The organism is Peribacillus frigoritolerans (assembly GCF_001636405.1).
GTDB classification, from domain to species: domain Bacteria; phylum Bacillota; class Bacilli; order Bacillales; family DSM-1321; genus Peribacillus; species Peribacillus frigoritolerans.
In genome coordinates, this window is sequence record NZ_KV440950.1 from 3372855 (window position 1) to 3391272 (window position 18418).

The 18418-nt window shown below is 43.7% G+C and carries 20 protein-coding genes and 2 riboswitches; of the genes, 4 read left to right on the plus strand and 16 right to left on the minus strand.

Features of this window, described 5'->3' with window-relative positions; genetic code table 11:
- Positions 1 to 12: 12 nt before the first annotated feature.
- Genes A6755_RS16135 through A6755_RS16200 form a run of 14 tightly spaced genes read right to left on the minus strand, consistent with a single transcriptional unit; the run spans position 13 to position 12664 of the window.
- Positions 13 to 549, minus strand: a complete 537-nt coding sequence (locus A6755_RS16135) for a cob(I)yrinic acid a,c-diamide adenosyltransferase (protein ID WP_063576399.1) — start codon at positions 547 to 549, stop codon at positions 13 to 15.
- Positions 550 to 563: 14 nt separating this feature from the next.
- The gene (locus A6755_RS16140) at positions 564 to 1127 is read right to left on the minus strand and encodes a nitroreductase family protein (RefSeq protein WP_063591308.1); all 564 of its coding nucleotides are present in this window, start codon (positions 1125 to 1127) and stop codon (positions 564 to 566) included.
- Positions 1106 to 1915: a uroporphyrinogen-III C-methyltransferase gene (cobA, locus tag A6755_RS16145; protein ID WP_063591309.1), complete on the minus strand. Its 810-nt coding sequence runs from the start codon at positions 1913 to 1915 to the stop codon at positions 1106 to 1108. Before cobA ends, A6755_RS16140 begins: the two co-directional genes overlap by 22 nt.
- 38 nt (positions 1916 to 1953) lie before the next feature.
- Entirely contained in the window at positions 1954 to 3345 is a 1392-nt protein-coding gene (locus A6755_RS16150; protein ID WP_034312488.1) for a cobyrinic acid a,c-diamide synthase CobB, read from the minus strand.
- A 16-nt stretch (positions 3346 to 3361) separates the two neighbouring features.
- Complete coding sequence (locus A6755_RS16155; protein WP_063591310.1) at positions 3362 to 4486, minus strand: cobalt-precorrin 5A hydrolase; 1125 nt, start codon at positions 4484 to 4486, stop codon at positions 3362 to 3364.
- A complete protein-coding gene (gene cobM / locus A6755_RS16160; protein ID WP_048678465.1) occupies positions 4483 to 5259 on the minus strand; it encodes a precorrin-4 C(11)-methyltransferase in 777 nt (258 codons plus the stop codon). Before cobM ends, A6755_RS16155 begins: the two co-directional genes overlap by 4 nt.
- Entirely contained in the window at positions 5256 to 5963 is a 708-nt protein-coding gene (cobI, locus tag A6755_RS16165; RefSeq protein ID WP_057275921.1) for a precorrin-2 C(20)-methyltransferase, read from the minus strand. The genes cobM and cobI overlap by 4 nt, the downstream gene beginning before the upstream one ends.
- Entirely contained in the window at positions 5956 to 7170 is a 1215-nt protein-coding gene (locus A6755_RS16170; protein WP_063592585.1) for a bifunctional cobalt-precorrin-7 (C(5))-methyltransferase/cobalt-precorrin-6B (C(15))-methyltransferase, read from the minus strand. The genes cobI and A6755_RS16170 overlap by 8 nt, the downstream gene beginning before the upstream one ends.
- Positions 7154 to 8266 carry a cobalt-precorrin-5B (C(1))-methyltransferase gene (locus tag A6755_RS16175; RefSeq protein WP_063591311.1) on the minus strand — a complete coding sequence of 371 codons (1113 nt, stop codon included), beginning with the start codon at positions 8264 to 8266 and terminating at the stop codon, positions 7154 to 7156. The genes A6755_RS16170 and A6755_RS16175 overlap by 17 nt, the downstream gene beginning before the upstream one ends.
- 5 nt (positions 8267 to 8271) lie before the next feature.
- Positions 8272 to 8919, minus strand: coding sequence for a precorrin-8X methylmutase (locus A6755_RS16180; protein ID WP_034312499.1), 648 nt, complete (start codon positions 8917 to 8919; stop codon positions 8272 to 8274).
- Positions 8920 to 8931: 12 nt separating this feature from the next.
- Positions 8932 to 9702: a precorrin-6A reductase gene (gene cobK / locus A6755_RS16185; RefSeq protein ID WP_063591312.1), complete on the minus strand. Its 771-nt coding sequence runs from the start codon at positions 9700 to 9702 to the stop codon at positions 8932 to 8934.
- Positions 9699 to 10625, minus strand: coding sequence for a sirohydrochlorin chelatase (locus A6755_RS16190; protein WP_063591313.1), 927 nt, complete (start codon positions 10623 to 10625; stop codon positions 9699 to 9701). The genes cobK and A6755_RS16190 overlap by 4 nt, the downstream gene beginning before the upstream one ends.
- An 18-nt stretch (positions 10626 to 10643) precedes the next feature.
- Positions 10644 to 12281, minus strand: a complete 1638-nt coding sequence (gene cobJ, locus A6755_RS16195) for a precorrin-3B C(17)-methyltransferase (protein WP_063591314.1) — start codon at positions 12279 to 12281, stop codon at positions 10644 to 10646.
- A 14-nt stretch (positions 12282 to 12295) separates the two neighbouring features.
- Positions 12296 to 12664: a (2Fe-2S) ferredoxin domain-containing protein gene (locus A6755_RS16200; RefSeq protein WP_034312510.1), complete on the minus strand. Its 369-nt coding sequence runs from the start codon at positions 12662 to 12664 to the stop codon at positions 12296 to 12298.
- A 152-nt stretch (positions 12665 to 12816) separates the two neighbouring features.
- A riboswitch (cobalamin riboswitch) is annotated at positions 12817 to 13006 on the minus strand.
- 201 nt (positions 13007 to 13207) lie between these two features.
- Positions 13208 to 13403, plus strand: a riboswitch (cobalamin riboswitch).
- A gap of 175 nt (positions 13404 to 13578) precedes the next feature.
- On the opposite strand from A6755_RS16200, the gene A6755_RS16205 reads away from it, so the two are divergent.
- Genes A6755_RS16205 through A6755_RS16220 form a run of 4 tightly spaced genes read left to right on the plus strand, consistent with a single transcriptional unit; the run spans position 13579 to position 16262 of the window.
- Complete coding sequence (locus A6755_RS16205) at positions 13579 to 14322, plus strand: energy-coupling factor ABC transporter permease (RefSeq protein WP_063591315.1); 744 nt, start codon at positions 13579 to 13581, stop codon at positions 14320 to 14322.
- Position 14323: 1 nt separating this feature from the next.
- Positions 14324 to 14635, plus strand: a complete 312-nt coding sequence (locus tag A6755_RS16210; RefSeq protein WP_063591316.1) for an energy-coupling factor ABC transporter substrate-binding protein — start codon at positions 14324 to 14326, stop codon at positions 14633 to 14635.
- Entirely contained in the window at positions 14622 to 15398 is a 777-nt protein-coding gene (gene cbiQ / locus A6755_RS16215) for a cobalt ECF transporter T component CbiQ (RefSeq protein ID WP_063591317.1), read from the plus strand. The genes A6755_RS16210 and cbiQ overlap by 14 nt, the downstream gene beginning before the upstream one ends.
- Before the next feature lie 18 nt (positions 15399 to 15416).
- Complete coding sequence (locus A6755_RS16220) at positions 15417 to 16262, plus strand: energy-coupling factor ABC transporter ATP-binding protein (protein ID WP_063591318.1); 846 nt, start codon at positions 15417 to 15419, stop codon at positions 16260 to 16262.
- Between the two features lie 103 nt (positions 16263 to 16365).
- Here A6755_RS16220 and A6755_RS16225 read toward each other — a convergent pair whose 3' ends face one another.
- Complete coding sequence (locus A6755_RS16225; RefSeq protein ID WP_034312525.1) at positions 16366 to 16578, minus strand: YozQ family protein; 213 nt, start codon at positions 16576 to 16578, stop codon at positions 16366 to 16368.
- Positions 16579 to 16746: 168 nt separating this feature from the next.
- A complete protein-coding gene (locus A6755_RS16230; RefSeq protein ID WP_063591319.1) occupies positions 16747 to 18174 on the minus strand; it encodes an alanine/glycine:cation symporter family protein in 1428 nt (475 codons plus the stop codon).
- Between the last annotated feature and the right edge of the window lie 244 nt (positions 18175 to 18418).

Below are 18418 nucleotides of genomic sequence, written 5' to 3' on the forward strand. Positions count from 1 at the left end.
TACGCTCACCCCCTAAAACTCTAACCCTTTTACAGCACCGATACCCTCGTCATAATAATGCTTGGTCGCCTCAATCGATGAAACCAAATCCGCCATTTCCATAAGCTCTGGCTTGGCGTCCCTGCCGGTAATGACTATATGCATATGAGCGGGACGATTTCGTATTGCATCGATGACTTCAGCCAATGGCAAGACATCATCAATCGGGAATTTGGAAATGGCTAAAGCATTGTTCAGCTCATCCAAAACAAGTAAATCAATGCCCGGATCAGCAAGGGCCAGTTTCGCCTTTTCCCAAGCTAACGCCAATGCATTGCGATGCTCTTCCGGGGTTTTGGTCCATGTGAAACCAATACCTAGCTGTTCCATTTTAACTCCTAATTTTCCCAATGCCAATGCTTCCCCATATGTACGCTCTGGAGATTTTATGAACTGAAGGTATTTGACATTCATTCCTCTGCCGATTGCCCTTAAAGTCACCCCTAATGAGGCAGTCGTCTTCCCTTTCCCGTTTCCCGTATAAATAAGCATTAATCCTCTGCGTGCCACTCACTCACCTACCCTCATAGCCAAACTGTTTTTTCTATGTATGAAGTCCTTTTAGTAGCAGGAACCGGTTGATCTCCTTTAGGGTATCCGACAAAAATGGTGCCGATCACTTTTTTGTTATCCGGTGAACCGATAAATTCGTTCAGGCGTTCATCCCTGACAAGACCCACTCCTCTAGTCCGCCAAACGAATCCAAGACCTAGCTCTTTTGCGGCAAGCCACATCGAATGGATAGCGCAACAAGACGCGAATACATTGTCTTCGGATGAATCTGGATCATCCGGCAAAATATCAGAAGTCACAACAATGATGAGCGGTGTCGTCTTAACAACTTCCAGTGAACTTTCAATCAATTTTGGTTTGGTAGGGAAGCGCTCATGCAGATACCTTTCTGCCAAACTTTCATACCGGTGCTTCGCTTCCCCCTTGATTACATAAAAACTCCAAGGTTCACGCAATCGGTCGTTAGGGGCATACGTAGCCGCTTCCAATAACTGCCTGATTTTTTGATCTTCCACTTCTTTTTCTTCGTAATTCCTTATCGCCCGGCGTTCCTTCATTTCTTGAATGATGGACATTCCAACTCATTCCTTTCCTTAATGGACTCTGATTCAATCACTCTTTCAAACCATTGGATTTTTTCTCTTAATTGGACGACATCCCCTACTAGAAAGATTGACGGATTTTGAATTTCTTCTTTTACAGCCTTCGAAGAAATCGAACTCAAAGTACCGGTGATCGTCCTTTGTTTATCTGTCGTGCCCCATTCAATGACGGCCACTGGCGTTTTACCATCCCTGCCATGCTCCATCAATTTTTCACAGATGAACGGCATATTACCAATTCCCATATAAAAGGCAATGGTATCGATGCCTTGAGCCAACGCCTGCCAATTCAGGTTATCCTGCCCCTTGTAATCACGGCCATGGCCTGTCACAATGGCATAACTTGAGGCATGTTCACGGTGGGTTACCGGGATGCCCGCATAAGCCGGTGCTGCGATTCCCGCTGTGATTCCTGGGACGATATCATATTCAATCCCGTTTGCAGACAGTATCTCCGCTTCCTCACCGCCCCGCCCGAAGACAAACGGATCTCCACCCTTCAGACGGGTGACGTTTTTCCCCTGTAAGGCTTTCTCCACTAAAAGTTCATGTATTTCATTTTGAATGAGATGATGTTTCCCTGGTGATTTCCCGCAATACACCAGTTCTGCATCTTCTTTTGCATAGTTTAATAGTTCTGGATTGACAAGCCTGTCATATGCAATGACATCCGCCTTTTGGATACATTCCAGTCCATATACCGTAATCAATTTCGGATCTCCGGGACCCGCACCGACCAGATGAACTTTTCCCGGTTTCATGCTCGCGCCTCCTCTTAAGCTTCAAAAAATACCTTTTACTAGTTGATAGTTTCATGGGCAGATCTGTTTTTTTGTTTTAAGCAAGCATCGATCCAGTTCTTTGCAAGTGTTGGATTGGAAGCAAAATGAAAGTGGGTATACCCAGCAACAAGGTTGTCCAATACACACCCCTCTTGTTTCGAACCGAATCTGCCTTTGGCTTCATAAGCATGTGTAAGATCAGCATCCGCTTCAAATGTCGAGTAGTGGAATTCATGACCTTTTGCCTGCTCCATTTCGTTGATCAAAAAATTGCCTGGAGTTCCTGTTATTTCACGATACCCAAGTGCTGCAAGCTTTTTCTGCATTTTAATCCTGCCCGGTATCATTCCTGCCATCTGATGCGTTTCTCCGGAAGTCGTTTCAATCGATTTGCTCAAAAACATGAAACCGCCACATTCCGCAAGAGTCGGCATCCCCTTTTCTATGGTGCTTCTGATGGATTTGATAGCATCCACGTTACCGGAAAGTTCAGCTGCAAATTCCTCAGGAAAACCCCCTCCAAGGTATAAACCATCAGCATCCAATGGTACTTCATCCCCGTTTAATGGAGAAAAATACTTGATGTTCGCCCCATATGCTTCAAGCAGCTCAAGGTTTTCCTGATAATAAAAATTGAAGGCTGCATCTTTTGCGACGGCAATGCACACGTCACTTTCATTTTTGGGTTGAAAAATATTTGAGTTTCCACTGGTAACGGGATTTGTCTTGGACAAACGGTACAACTGATCGATATCAATCGTTTCCATGACCAATTGTGCAAGCTTATCGAAAAACGGATTTAGTTCCCCGCGTTCAATCGCTGGAATTAAACCTAAATGACGGCTTGGAATATCAATATCCAATTCCCGCTTCATATAACCGAGCACCGGTACATCGCATTCTTGCTCAATTGCTGATTTGACGATTTTGTAATGGCCTACACTTCCCACTTGATTGGCAATGACCCCAATGATGTTAGGACCCGTCGAAAAGTCCTGAAATCCCTTTACGATGGCAGCTGCACTCCGAGCCATGCTGGCACAATTGACTACCAACAGGACAGGGCTTTGCGTGATGATGCTGATTTCGGCCGTCGATCCTGTATTGGCTAACGGACTTTTGCCATCGAAGAAGCCCATGACCCCTTCGATGATCGATATATCAGCTCCGGTACCTGCTTTGTTAAGAATTTCCCGGACAGTGTCATGTTCGAACATCCAACTGTCAAGATTGCGTGAAACCCTTCCTGTAACTGCAGTATGATAAGTAGGATCAATATAGTCAGGACCACATTTGAACCCTTGAACGGTATAGCCTTTCTTCTGGAGGGCTGCCATGATTCCGATGGTCAATGTCGTTTTTCCGACCCCGCTTCCGGTACCCGCAATTACCAGTCTTCTATCGTTCATATTTGTTTCTTCCTCCTTAAAAAGGAATGACCCCAACTGAAATGGTTACGTTTCCCGATTTTTTCTTAACAAGCTCCAATTGTTCAGCTTTGGTATAAATCCTTACAGCCGGTTCACTCACACCATATGCACCCGTGTATTTAAACACTGTATCCGATGGCGCCTCGATTTTGGCTTGATTAAGCTCTTCGGGTTCATAATGCACGAATTCCCAGCCGTATTTTTCAACTACTTCAATCAAGCCGATTTCGTCTTTCTTTAAGGAAATTGTACAAATCGCTTTAACGCTTTTTATTGAAAATGATAATTCGGCTAATGTTTCTTCAATCACCTGCTCAATTTCAGCAGCCTCCGTTCCCCTATTGCACCCGATACCGAGAGCGATGACCTTTGGACGATATACGATTCCATTTTCAAGGATCCTCTTTTCCGACTGCTTAAGCATGCGGTGAGTCACAACCAGAGCAGCTTGCGGCTTTGCTTGAAGCGCTTCTTCAATGGATGGGTATACGATAATTCGTTCAGGTAAAGCCGTATCATAATGCCACCAGTTCCGTTCACCTGATTCCTGTACAACGGCAACATGCTCTTCATTTACAACGGACGCACTTACTGGCGTCAATTTTTCTGCTGAATCCCAAATCCAGCCGAAGCGCTGGCCGAATAAGTCGACAGGAATCGTTTTTTGTACATCCGAAGCCGTCGTGATTATGGCTCTTGCGTCAAGCGCTGCAGCCACTTCCTTTGTCAGTTCATTTGCCCCTCCCAGATGCCCTGAAAGAACACTGATAACATTTTCCCCTTTATCATCAATGACTACGACACCTGGATCCGTTTTCTTATCCTTCAAAATTGGTGCAATCATCCTGACTACTGCCCCGAGAGAAATAATTAGTATGATTCCTTTATATTCCTTGAACAAAGCTGGCAATAGCATACGGACACTGCCCGAAAAAAGCTGTATCTGTTTATGCTCTTCGTCCCCTTTTTCAAACTTGCTCATGTAATATAGATCGGAATTAGAAAAAACGGTATGTAATTTTCGTGCCAGCTCGACACCATGCTTTGTAATCGCTACGATCGCATAAGTATGGGACCGTTTAATGGGAGCAAGTTCCGCTTCTTTCAATTCAATGATCATGGTTTAACACCTTTTCTGAAACCGTGGGTAAAACTCGCATCATATAGTTTGGAACGGTATTCATCTTTATCATGGATGTCAGGGTCCAAAGCCCATCCAGCCAAAATCATCGCGTGCTTGCGAATACCGTTTTGACGCATGGCATCATCTAAGTTCACTAATGTGGTACGGACAATTTTTTGGTCCGGCCATGTTGCCCGTTGAATGACTGCGACCGGTGTTTCATCCTTCCAACCTGCTTCCTGTAGTTCTTTAACGATTTTTTTTGTCAAGGTCGCACTCAAGAAAAGGGCAATCGTACAATGATGACTAGCCAAATCACGTAATTTTTCAAATTCCGGAACAGGTGTTCGTCCTTCAGCCCTCGTTAATATGAGTGTCTGGGTTAAATCAGGGATAGTCAGTTCTGCTCCTATTGCTGCTGCTGAGGCGAATACCGAACTCACTCCAGGGATCACCTCATAACCAATACCCTCTTTCTTCAATAGGACAATTTGTTCCATGATTGCACCGTACATGGCAGGATCCCCTGTATGGATTCTGGCAACCATCTTTCCTTCTTTAACACGATCGACCATGATGCCAACAATTTCTTCCAAATGCATTCCAGCCGTTTTTAGCACCTCAGCATCGGGTTTTGCCTTAGCAATCAATTCTTCATTCACTAATGAATCCGTATATAAAATCACATCGGCCGTTTGGAGAATGTTCAATCCTTTTACAGTAATCAAATCCGGATCACCCGGGCCGGCCCCTACAATATATATCTTCATTTTCTCACCACCATCAATGTTAAGTATTCTAGTTCAAGTCCTTCCAATTCACTCACTTTCCAAATCACTTCTTCATCGGAAGTGACTTTGGTTACAACCGAGGCCTTTTCAAGTAAGTCCAAATCTTTTAAAACGGAAATCATTAAATCGATGACCTTTGCCACTTTGATGAACACCACGGCATCATGATCTTCGATCGCCTTCTTCATCGCTTCATAATCATCCCTTGCAGGAACTATCGCAACATGATCATCACCATCAGCCAAAGCGATGCCCAGCCTTGACGCTGATCCATTAAAGGAAGAAATGCCCGGGACCGTCTTGATTTCGACTTCAGGATGCAACTCCTGCATCAATTTCATCATATGTATGAACGTACTATATAAAAGCGGGTCGCCTTCCGTAACGAAAGCTACATCTTTTCCTTCATTTAATTTTTGCCAAACCTTTTCAACCGTTCCATTCCATTCCCGATCCAAGATGGCTTGATCTTTCGTCATCGGAAAAACAAGGCCCAGCATCTCCTTCTCTTCAGGACGAATGTAAACTTCAACAATGCGATGGGCGTAGCTTTTACTCCCTTTTCTTTTTTTGGGATACGCAATGACCGGAGATTCCTGAATCACGCGAAATGCCTTTACTGTAATTAGCTCTGGATCGCCCGGGCCCACGCCAAGGCCATATAATGTACCAAGATTACTCATTCATGTCTTCCTTTCGTTGTGCAGTAATGATATAAACCGGATTAAGAGGTACAAATCTGTTCATTCCCAATATTGGCTTACTTCTGGAGATTTGCGCATGCATGATGGAAGTGTGAAAACCAGCTTCAGCAAATGCTTCATTAGCCCGGTAAAGATTCTCGATCGTCGCAGCATTCAGAACGATCCTGCCGCCAACTTTAAGCCGTTTGCAGCAAGTATTGATCAGCTCTGCCATTTCGCCGCCGGTCCCGCCAATGAAGATTGCATCAGGATCCGGAAAAGTTTCCAATCCCTGCGGGGCTTTTCCATGAATAGCCGTTATATCGGTACGGAATTTACGTTGGTTTTGATAACAGTTTTCTAAATCAGGCTCATTTTTTTCAATTGCGAAGATTTGGCCTTCGGATGCAAGCTTGGCCGCTTCAATTGCCATTGAGCCCGTACACGTCCCAACATCCCAAACTATGCTGTTTTTCCTTAGCTTCAACGCATGCAGACTCAATACTCGAATTTCCTTTTTGGTTATGAGGCCTTTGTCCGGCTTACGCTGCGAAAATTCTTCATCCTCTATCCCCAAGGACCAGCTTGGACCTTCTGATTTTCTTTTCAAAATGACGACATTCAAGGGAGAGAATTCCCGTTCCGTCATTTCATCTAGTTCATACCAGCCAGATTCTTCTGCTTCTCCTTGAAGGTTTTCAGCCACAAATGCCCGGTATTCAGTCATTCCGAATGAAAGGAGATATTTAGCCAGTTGATCAGGACTATTTTCACTGTCTGTAAGTAAGGCCACTTTCGCTTTCCCATCAATTCTTTGGGCCAGCCCTTTCATACTGCGGCCATGAATGCTGACGAGAAAGGCATCTTGCCAGCTTTCCCCCATTTTTGCGAAAGCAAGCTGAATCGAACTGAAATATGGGTAGACCTCCATGTTGATTTTGCTGGAAAGATAGCCTCCCATTCCATAAAACAGTGGGTCACCGGAAGCTAAGACAACCGTTGGACGAGTTTCATCCTGCAGTTGCTCCACGACCTTTTTCAAGCCGCCCTTTATGACAATCTTCTTGCCAGAATAGGTCGGAAAGAAGGATAAGATCCGTTCACCTCCGACCAGCACTTCACTTTCTTCTATCCATTGGGCATATTGAGGCAGTAAGCTTTCCTGACCGTTATCCCCTATCCCAATTAATTTAATCGATTGACTCAATTCCAACAGCCCTTCCCAGTAATTGTCCTTTCAACGAATAAATCGCCGTTTCCATTTCAATGCCGCCCTTCACCTGGTTAATGGCAGAGTGACAGCAGGATTCACATAGTTTATTAAAAAAGTCAAAGTTATTAATGGCTGACATCATATCCCCGACTTGTGACGCTGTGTTTGCATTCTTGATTTCAAGAACAAGATCATCTTCAGCTCCGACGCTTTGGGCTATTTCCGATAGGAAACCAAAGTCGACCGGGGCACTTTTTGAATGCACCATCATCACACCTTGGGCCACTTTGGAGAATTTACCCATCATGCCGACCAGTGATACCTTTTTAATTCCCTGCCTCTTACATTGCTTAAGTGAGAAGCCCACAAAATCACCCATTTCAATAAAGGCTTCCTCAGGTAAGTCTGGAAGAAGGCCCATTGCATACTTTTCACTGCGCCCGCCAGTCGTTAAGACTAGATGCTCACACCCACTCGCTTTGGCGACACTGATAGCCTGGACGATACTTGCCATATAGGCGGAACTGGAAAAAGGGACGACAGTGCCCCTTGTTCCCAAAATGGAAATGCCTCCCACAATCCCCAAGCGGCCATTTAATGTCTTTTTCGCTATTTCTTCACCTGCGGGTACGGAGATGACGACTTTCACTCCTCTATTGATCTTAAATTCTTCCAATGTTTGCTGCACAGTTGTTAAAATCATTTTGCGCGGTACTGGATTAATGGCTGCTTCCCCTACAGGAACGGGAAGCCCGGGTTTTGTCACACGACCAACTCCGGTCCCTCCATCCAGGATAATCCCAGGTGCATCCGACCAGCTGACAGTAGAGATAATATGGGCCAGATGTGTGGCATCGGGATCATCTCCGGCATCTTTGATCGTTTCAGCACTAACCGCATTTTCCGATATTTCATATTTCTCAATAGTGAAAGTGGCATCTCGGCCGATGGGCAAGGAAATCGTTGCCTCCTCAAGTGCATCCCCCGTGATCAATGCAGTCAATGCCGCTTTGGTCACGGCTGTCGAACATGCTCCCGTCGTATATCCATGACGCATTTGTGAGGGGTCTTTTTTCACTTTCTTTTCCATGTTTTTTAACTATCAGCTAAAAGGGAAATCGCGTTCAATGCGGCAACAGTGACAGTACTTCCACCTTTTCGGCCAATATTCGTAATGAATGGAACTTCTGTGATCTTAGCGAGTTCCTCTTTCGATTCTGCTGCAGAAACAAACCCAACAGGCATTCCAATGATTAAGTCCGGTTTTGCAATCCCTTCTTTAATAAGGCGAATCAGCTCAAGTAAAGCGGTAGGTGCATTGCCAATGGCATAAATGCCCCCTTCATTTTCCTTTACAGCTTTTTGCATCGAAATGATTGCCCTTGTCGTATTCAACCGTTTGGCTTCGACCATCACATCCGGATCTGAAATATAGCAATGAACGTCCCCGCCGTGTTTTTGAAATCTTTTTTTGCCTGTGCCGCTCTCGATCATTTGCACATCAGCAATGACATGCCTTCCTTTGCGAATGGCCTCCACACCAGCTTGAATGGCATTTGGATGGATGATGACACTTCTTCCCAATTCAAAATCCGCTGAAGCATGAATGACCCTGCGGACGATCTTCCATTCATCTTCAGAAAAATCATGATTGCCCATTTCTTCAGCAATGATTGAAAAACTATAATCATATATTTTGTCTGGGTCTACCGTTAGCGGTTTAAAATCCGTTTTAAAATCCATCTTGCATTCCTCCTATTTTCCTTTTAATTGATTATTCAACTCGGCAATGACATGTTCAAAACTGGAATGAACATTCTGATAGTCGACATCCGGTCGAGATATCATGATCGTCTCAATTCCACATTCCAACGCGGCTTCCAATTTCTCATCAACCGCACCGACCTTGCCGCTTTCTTTCGTTATCATCAATGTGACCCCATACTGCTCATATAGAGCTTTATTTAATTCTTTGGAAAATGGCCCTTGAATCGCAACGATATTTTTTTGTTCAATGCCCAGCTGCGCACATTTTTCCATATTGTCCATGCGTGGCAGCATTCTCGCTATGACTCTGGTATTCTCGAGCCCCACCAATTCTTTTGCAAACACGGCTAGGGTTTTACTTCCGGTCGTGAGCATGATGACTCCCCGTTTTTCTGCGGCAAGCTTGGCAGCTTCCTCATAATCACGGACAACTATCAATTTATCATTCTGAAACCGTTGACTTTCACGCTCATAACGAATATAAGGAACATTTGCTGCCTTTGCTCCAATAAGGGCGTTTTTGGATGCTTCTTCGGCAAATGGGTGACTTGCATCGACTACAGCCTGAAACCCTTTTGCAGAGATTAAAGATGTCATATCTTCTGCAGATAATCGGCCAATCCGGGTGGATATCCCTGCATCCTGCAAACTCTTGGCCGCCGATTCGGTTACAACAGTTGCCAAAACCTTGAACCCAACCTGCTGTATCTCAATCGCTAATTCCCTTGCATCACTTGTACCCGCCAAGAACAAAATCATTTTGATGTCCCCACCGCTTGCCCATCATGATCGTGGTGATGATCATGGTCGTGATGGTGTTCGTGGTCGTGATGGTGATCATGGTCGTGGTCGTGATGGTGATGATGGTGAGCATGTCCATGTTCCTCGACATGTTTACGATAGTTTTCCAAATCACGCGCCCCGCTTGATTTGCCTTCACTGGCTTCAATTACTCGTTCTTGCAGAATGTTCTGTAAGGTTGGATGATATCCAAAATACTTTGCCAATATGAATTCTCGATCATGATATTGCTCTTGATAGCCTTTCAGCATATCTTCCATTCTTTCCATCAACACCCCAGTGAAGAGGAAATATGGCAGCATCACTATTTTTTTTGCCCCTAAGCGGATGCATCGTTCAATACCTTCATCAACGTGAGGGTCCGTTACACCCATGAAGGCTGTTTCGACCCATTTAACGTTTAATTTTTCCCATAATAATCGTGAAATTTTAAATATATCACTATTTGCATCAGCATCACTACCGCCTCGGCCAATTAGCAATATCGCTGTCTCTGAATGTTCAGAGGTCGTATCGAATCCCGCTTCCTCAAGACGGTCTGTCAGGATCGTCAATACATCATGGTGGACCCCGATCGTTTGGCCATATGTGAATTTCACTTCTGGATACTTGGTTTTCCCATCCTCTATTTCAGCTGGGATATGTAATTTCGAATGTCCTGCATGCAACAAAATGATCGGTATGACGATAACTTCAGTAGCCCCTCGTTTTACACAATTATCAATTCCTTTGGATATATTCGGTGCCGCAAATTCCAAGAAGCACGTTTCCACTAGGAAACGCCCGTCCATTGCCGGAATCATATTTTCAATAAAATGACGGACTTCTTCATTTCCCGAAGCCAACCGGCTTCCGTGTCCTACGAACAAAACTGCTTTCATTTACTTTCCCCCTCTTGATTAGTCTTCACAAGGCGCAGGCTCTATGTTTATTTTGGGAGCGATGTCCTGATAAGAAAAATTCTGTATCTTTTTCGAACGTTTGAAGTATTTAAAAAGCCGCTCATTTGGATGGGCATTTTGCTTATACTCGCCGACAATGTCCGTGATCAGTTCTACAAGCTGTTCCGGTTCAATGCCTTCCGCTACGGGCTGACCCGGATGGGCTGTTCTTCCAACCGGTTTAGCTCCAAGAAATAAGTCGAACTTCCCTTTCCGGAAGACAATACCGATATCATCCATCACAGCACTATAACAGGCCATCCCACACCCATTAAAACCGATGTTCAGTTCCTTGGGCATGCTCATTCCGCCAAGCACCCGGTGTATTTCGTCCGCATAAGGAATGGATTCCGCTTTTTCACCATCACAGAAATCACAGGCTTTTAATGTCAGTACATCCCCAATCGGCGACAAGAGAAAGTTTGCTGATTTCAATTTCCCTGTAATGACTTCCGGATCCATTGTCGGGATCTTTAAGACGATTTTATGATTTGGCGTATATTCCATCGTTCCCTTTTCCCCGACAACTTCCGCAAGTGTCATCATTTGTTTGGGAGTGAATTGTTTATTCGCCACACCTGGACTAACGGCAAGTTCGAACACCGACTCCATTTTTTGCTGAACAATCGGCTGAATGGATTGCTTAACGGCTTGACCCTTGACTCTTGACAGGGCCTCCATTGCCATTTCATAGGAAGCTGGCTTCTTTTCTGGTGCTTTTGTAAGTAATCCAACTCCTCCAGCGGACTCGGTTAAGGCTTCTTGATCTAATGCCCACGGTTCCGCTTCTTTTTGCAGTCGCTGATGCGGCTTCAATGTTTGCTTTTCCGAGTTCAGCGTATATTTTCTCTGATAGCCTCTTGGTGTGATGATTTTGTCATCATATAAAAAGGTGGATGAATTACCGATAATGACGGTTGTCAACATTCCAATATCGTGATTCAACATATCCTGCAAATTGGTTATGACAATATCCTGCCTATCGCGATAAGCACTTTTCACCAACCCGACAGGTGTATCCGGCGAGCGGTAGCGAAGGAGAATCTTCTGTGTTTCAACAATTTGCCGGGTCCGCCTGCCGCTGCGCGGATTATAAAGTGCAATGACAAAGTCTGCCATTGCAGCTGCTTCAACCCTTTTAGCGATCAGTTCCCAAGGAGTTAAATGATCACTGAGGCTGATCGTACACGAATCGTGCATGACGGGCGCCCCAAGTAAAGACGCACATGAGTTGATTGCTGAGATGCCAGGAATGACTTCAATGCCCACTCCAGTTTCTTCTTTCCAGCCTTTTTCAATCAATACTTCATAAACCAACCCTGCCATCCCGTAAACTCCGGCATCCCCACTGGAAATCACCGCCACTTTCTTTCCCAGCTCCGCTTGTTTCACTGCTTCCTGTGCACGTGATACCTCTTCAGTCATCCCCGTACTAATGATCGTTTGATCTGTAAGCAGTCCCTGAATGAGTTCAACATAAGTTTTATAACCAATGATGTAGTCACTTTCTTGAAGGGCTTCGACGGCACGTTTGGTAATGTGTTCAAAATTCCCGGGCCCAAACCCCACGACGAATAATTTACCGTTTGTACTCATTAAGACATCTCCTTTTACGCTTTGTTCTTTGAAATACCCGTATGAGCAGGAAAATCCGGATTAGGGGTCATTTCCCCGTCATTGTACTGATAGATCATCTGTGGAACAAACTCACCATCATCGATATTACTGACGATCTGCCGGCCGAAATCAGGCGTTTCCACTCGATACCAGTTTCCTTGGGGATAGGCAATCACAACGCAGGCATCCTTACATCTTCCGTTACAGCGTGTCCTCGTTGTATGGATTTTCAGATCCAGCCCTTTTGAAGCAATTTCATCGCGAATCGCTTGGGTTACTTCTTCCCCGCCCTTTTTCATGCAGCTGCTCCCATTACAAATCAACAGATGCGTATTTGTACCCGTCAAGTTCCAAGTAGTCATTTTCTTCCTCCTGAGTTCAGGGAAAAGGCAAAATAAAAAACCTTAACATAAGAGTCAAGGTTTTAAAAAAACTATATGAATGAGGAGCCAAAGGCAAGCATGCCAAATCCTCCCAAAATCGTCATAGTCCTTCTACCTTTCCCTCCGAAAAGTATCATGCAATTTTAAAAGCAGGTTTCCTGGCTTACGCTTCATTTTACTTTGTCCCTTCCCGGCATCATGCCAGTGGCTATCGACAATTTCATCAGCGATTACAGTAGCGGGGGCTGCATCGGATTTTCACCGATTTCCCTATTATCCCTTGCTTATTCACACAAGGGCACTTTTAAAATGAAATATTTGGTTTTATTATACATTTCCAACTAACTTAATCTATCATATAACAACTTTGTCAAAATTCAATAGTTTATTCCGACTGTTTAGAAAAGTTTAAACGTGTAAAACCAGTTACAATCCTTTCCTCGCAACAAATTTCGGCCTCCAAAAAAAGATAGTGTAGCTGGAATTATTTCTTTATGGTACACTATACGAGAATTTTCTAAATAATTACATAAGTTTCATGGTGTTGAATTTCTCGGAATTCAGCTTAAAAGGGAAGCCGGTGAAAATCCGGAGCGGTCCCGCCACTGTAAAGGGAAGTTCCATTACGTTAACTTTAATCCACTGTCAAATGAGATGGGAAGGATGTAATGGGATGATGAACCAAAGCCAGGAGACCTGCCATGAAGTGTGAAACTGTTTCAGCCTACGAGGATGGGCGTGCGGATCAGGCAAAATGGCCCATGGTTGGTTCATGCTGCAAAATTCCTGTTCATTACGCACTTCTTTCCTTTGAGAGAAGTGCTTTTTAGTTTGGGCGCCGCTTTTCTTCTCAAGATTGATCAGAACAATTAAAAGTGTTGAAAGGAGAAAGAATGAAAAGAACCAATTGGAAAATTATTTATTTTGTCATTTTACTGCTTTTTGTCCCGAAACGGGCATTGGCCATGCATATCATGGAGGGCTTTTTACCCATAGAATGGGCTATATTCTGGTGGGCCGTGACGCTTCCATTTTTAATCTTGGGTTACCGGTCCATTAGGTCCAAAGTAAGGGTAAACCCAGAAACAAAAATGATACTTGGCCTATCGGGCGCATTTGTATTTATATTATCGGCCCTAAAGATTCCTTCCGTTACGGGAAGTTCTTCGCACCCTACCGGAGTTGGTTTAGGTTCCATACTATTCGGACCGTTGGCCATGAGTGTGGTCGGCTCCATCGTTCTGTTATTTCAAGCTGTTTTACTGGCACACGGAGGATTGACGACATTAGGGGCCAATGCATTCTCCATGGCCGTTTGCGGACCCTTCATTGCTTACTTTGTCTTCAAGGGCGCAACTAAATTGGGATGGTCTTTTTCACTTGCCGTATTCTTGGCAGCTGCTTTTGGGGATTTGGGCACCTATGTGGTAACTTCTGTTCAACTTGCTCTTGCTTTCCCTTCCGAGGTAGGAGGATTCATGGCCTCTTTCAGTAAATTTGCAGGAATTTTTGCCCTGACCCAAATTCCCTTGGCCATCAGTGAGGGGTTATTGACAGTCGTCGTAATGAATTTCTTGAAAAAATACAATCTAGGCGAATTGAAATTGCTGCGAGTTTTATCTAAGGAGGCCCGTTAAAATGAAAAAAAGTTTACTGCTGCTTTTCCTGGTTGTCATTCTTGCAACCTTACCGTTAATCACCCAACAAGGAACGGAATTTGGCGGTGCCGACGGCGAAGCTGAGGAAGCCATCACTAAGATCCATCCGGAATACAAGCCATGGTTCAACAGTATTTGGGAGCCGCCAGGTGCAGAAACCGAAAGTTTATTATTTGCGCTTCAAGCTGCAATCGGAGCCGGTTTCATTGGATACTTCATTGGTGTGATGAAACAAAGGAATAAGCAAACCAAACAAGAATTGGCCGAAAAATCGAAGCATGTTACTCATTGATAAATATGCCTATTTCAATGGGCTGAAGGATGTACATCCGTTGGAAAAGATGGTTTTTGCACTCTCTCTTTTGCTGTTTTCGTTAACGGTAAGGGATATGGCCGTTTCGCTCATCACTTTTACGGTGATGAGCGCTTTAATCATTTTCGCGGCAAAAATCCCGCTTTCTTATTATCTTAAATTACTTCTATTACCGGGATTTTTTATACTATCAGGAACCATTACCATCCTTTTTTCTTTCACTAGTAAATTCACTTCGATTTCGAATACATGGTGGTCTTGGAAGATCGGGAATTGGCAAATATTCATCAGCGATGACAGCTTTGGTACGGTGGCAAATTTGATCACTGTCGTATTCTGCAGTATCAGCTGTTTATATTTCCTTACCTTAACTACACCCATTACCGTCATCCTATCCGTGCTGCGAAAACTTAAAGTGTCTTCGTTATTGGTCGATTTAATAGAATTGACCTATCGATTCATCTTTATTTTTTTAGATACGGCTTTGGCCATTCACCAATCACAAGCTTCACGGCTGGGGTATGGTTCGTTTAGGAAAGGCATTCGATCTCTCGGATTACTAATTTCATCATTATTTTTAGGAGTATTGCAGCGCTCTGGACAGTTGACGATGGCCATGAACGCAAGAGGCTATCAGGAGAACCTTTCCTATATCGAGGATACTTACACCTATTCCTCACGCAATTGGCTGATCGCGATTGTCATACTAGGAAGCTTAATCCTAATTAATGGATATTTGTAAATTGGAGGCAACCCAACAATGGACGAGCATATTTTTCATATAGAAGGCCTCACCCATCAATTCGCAGATGGAACCTTCGCTTTAAAAGGACTTTCGCTAACGATCCAACAAGGTAAAAAAATTGCATTATTAGGCAATAATGGTGCTGGCAAATCGACTTTATTCCTCCATTTAAATGGTCTATTACAACCTACTGCAGGAAAGATCAGATTTAAGGGCAAGAAAATGAAATATGACCGGAAAGCATTATTATCATTACGAAAGCAAGTCGGTATCGTTTTTCAAGATCCCGACTCTCAGCTCTTTTCCGCTAATGTACAACAGGATATATCGTTTGGACCAATGAATTTAGGATGGGATAGAAATACAGTCCAGGAGAAAGTAAATTGGGCAATGGCTGAAACGGAAGTAACCGAACTAAAAGATAGACCTACCCATTTTTTGAGCCTTGGGCAAAAAAAACGGGTCGCCATCGCAGGTGTACTTGCCATGGAGCCCGATGTCTGGCTCCTTGACGAGCCTACCGCTGGATTGGATCCTTATTTCTCAAGACAGATCATGAATCTGCTGGACAGTATCCACCACCCTGACAAAACGATAATCCTCTCAACCCATGATGTTAATTTTGCTTACCAATGGGCTGACGAAATCGTGGTCATGAACGATGGTAAGGTCATATACCAAGGGGACCCTGTTTCCGTTTTCCATGATGAAGACGTTTTGCTGCAGGCACATCTGGAGAAACCGTGGGTTTTTGAAATGTTTCAAGCCCTTCTTCAATCAAGGAATCTTGCAGAAAGGGACCTTTTCCCAAGAACGAAGGAAGAATTGCTTCAAAACTTGGAAATAGAAAAAATTTATTAATTAAGATCCCCTAGCTTCCGTTTCATCTTTCCAGAAGCTAGGGGACCCGATATATCTTTAAAATATCAGCGATATTCCTTGTTCAAAAACAAAAACCTCAGTATTACTTTTCTTCCTTTTCTTTTGTAATCTCAATATCTCTTCCGTTTACATCATCAATGACTGCCTTTATCTCGCCTTCCGCATAAGTATCCGAGACTTGTTCGTGGGTTCGAGCCAGTCCAGAAGATAAAGGATCTTCCCGTTTATAATCGCTGACATCATATATTCTCCCGGCAACTTCTGAAGATTCATTTTTTGATTGCTTCCTATCCATTTGTTTCACTCCTAGTTTTTAATTTATCATTGCAGTATTAAAGACATAAGGTATTTTGTGTAAAAAACGAAGCAATATTCAATAATGATGAAAAAAGGAGGGAAAAGACGAAAAAAGCTTACAAGTAAAATCCCCTTTCAAGGACTTACTTGTAAGCTTAATGAGAACTTAGGCTTCCTTTTTCACATTCACATTATCGGATGGGTCACCCCAACATTCCACATTCTTCAAACCTTTAATATTGTTCACATGGAAAACTGGATTTTTCCCACTTTTCTTTTGCTTTTGATAATCCGCCAGTGCAGCAAAAGCAATTTTCCCTAGTAATGCTATGGCAATTAGGTTGATAATGGCCATAAGGGCCATAAGCAAGTCAGCCAGTCCCCAAACAAAATCCAGTGAGGCAAGCGAACCGAATATCACCATTCCTACGACTGCGACACGATAGACATTCAGCCAAACCTTATTTTCATTGATGAAGCCGATGTTCGACTCTCCATAATAATAGTTGCCGACAATGGAACTAAAGGCGAATAAAAGTACGATAATGGCAAGGAAAATACCTGCCCAAGATCCCAATGCCGTTCCGAGGGCATTTTGGGTAAGGACGATACCGTCCGTTTCCTTCGATGTATAAAGACCGGAAAACAAAATGATGAAGGCTGTCGAGCTGCAAATGATGAGCGTATCGACAAAAACACCTAGAGACTGAATGAGTCCTTGTTTGACGGGATGACTGACATCAGCCGTCGCACCAGCATTTGGTGCACTACCCATCCCGGCTTCATTTGAAAATAGGCCGCGCTTGATTCCCTGCATCATGGCAGCTCCCAGTACTCCGCCAGCCACTTCTTTTATTCCATCGAATGCACTTTCAAAGATCAAAGCAAAAACGCCAGGTAACTCGGTAATGTTCATGATGATGATAATCAACGCCACTATCACATAGGCTCCTGCCATGATTGGAACGATGACTTCAGAGACTTTTGCAACCATTTTTATCCCGCCAAAAATGATGACAGCCGTGACCATAGCCAAGATAAGAGCCGTAACCCACTTTTCAATCCCAAACGATTCATTGAATGCGCTTGTAATCGTATTGGCTTGTACCGAGTTGAAAGCCAGTCCAAATGTAAGCGAAATCAACACGGCGAAAGTGATTCCCATCCAACGGGCATTCAATGCCTTTTCCATATAATAAGCAGGACCGCCGCGGAATGCATCCCCATCCTTGACTTTATAGATTTGAGCAAGTGTACTTTCAATGAATGCGGAAGCAGATCCGATCAATGCTATTAACCACATCCAGAATACGGCTCCAGGTCCGCCCGTCGTGATCGCGATGGCAACACCCGCAAGGTTACCCGTTCCTACCCGCGATGCCGTGCTTATGCAAAATGCCTGAAAGGATGTGACACCTTTTTTATCCGCAGTGGCCCCTTCTCCCAAAAGCCTGAACATTTCCCCTACCATTCTGAATTGGACAAACTTCGTGCGGATGCTAAAATAAAGACCCAATCCCACCAACATGATGATCAATATGGAAGACCATAGCACACCATTAGCCTCACTAATAAATTTTTCTAAGAACTCCATTAAATCAAACCCCTCTACTCAACTCTAATTATTATTATAAAAACATATACAACTATAATTTATTTTCCCGTGCATCGAGAAGATAAACAAATGAAACCCATAAAAAAAGGAAATTCCACAATGAATCTCCAATATAATAATATATTATATCCTAACACACGATTTTTTTCATTCATGAATTGGTGGAATCAATCGAAAAATATAATATTTCAGTATCATTTCCTTTAGATAATAATCATACTTC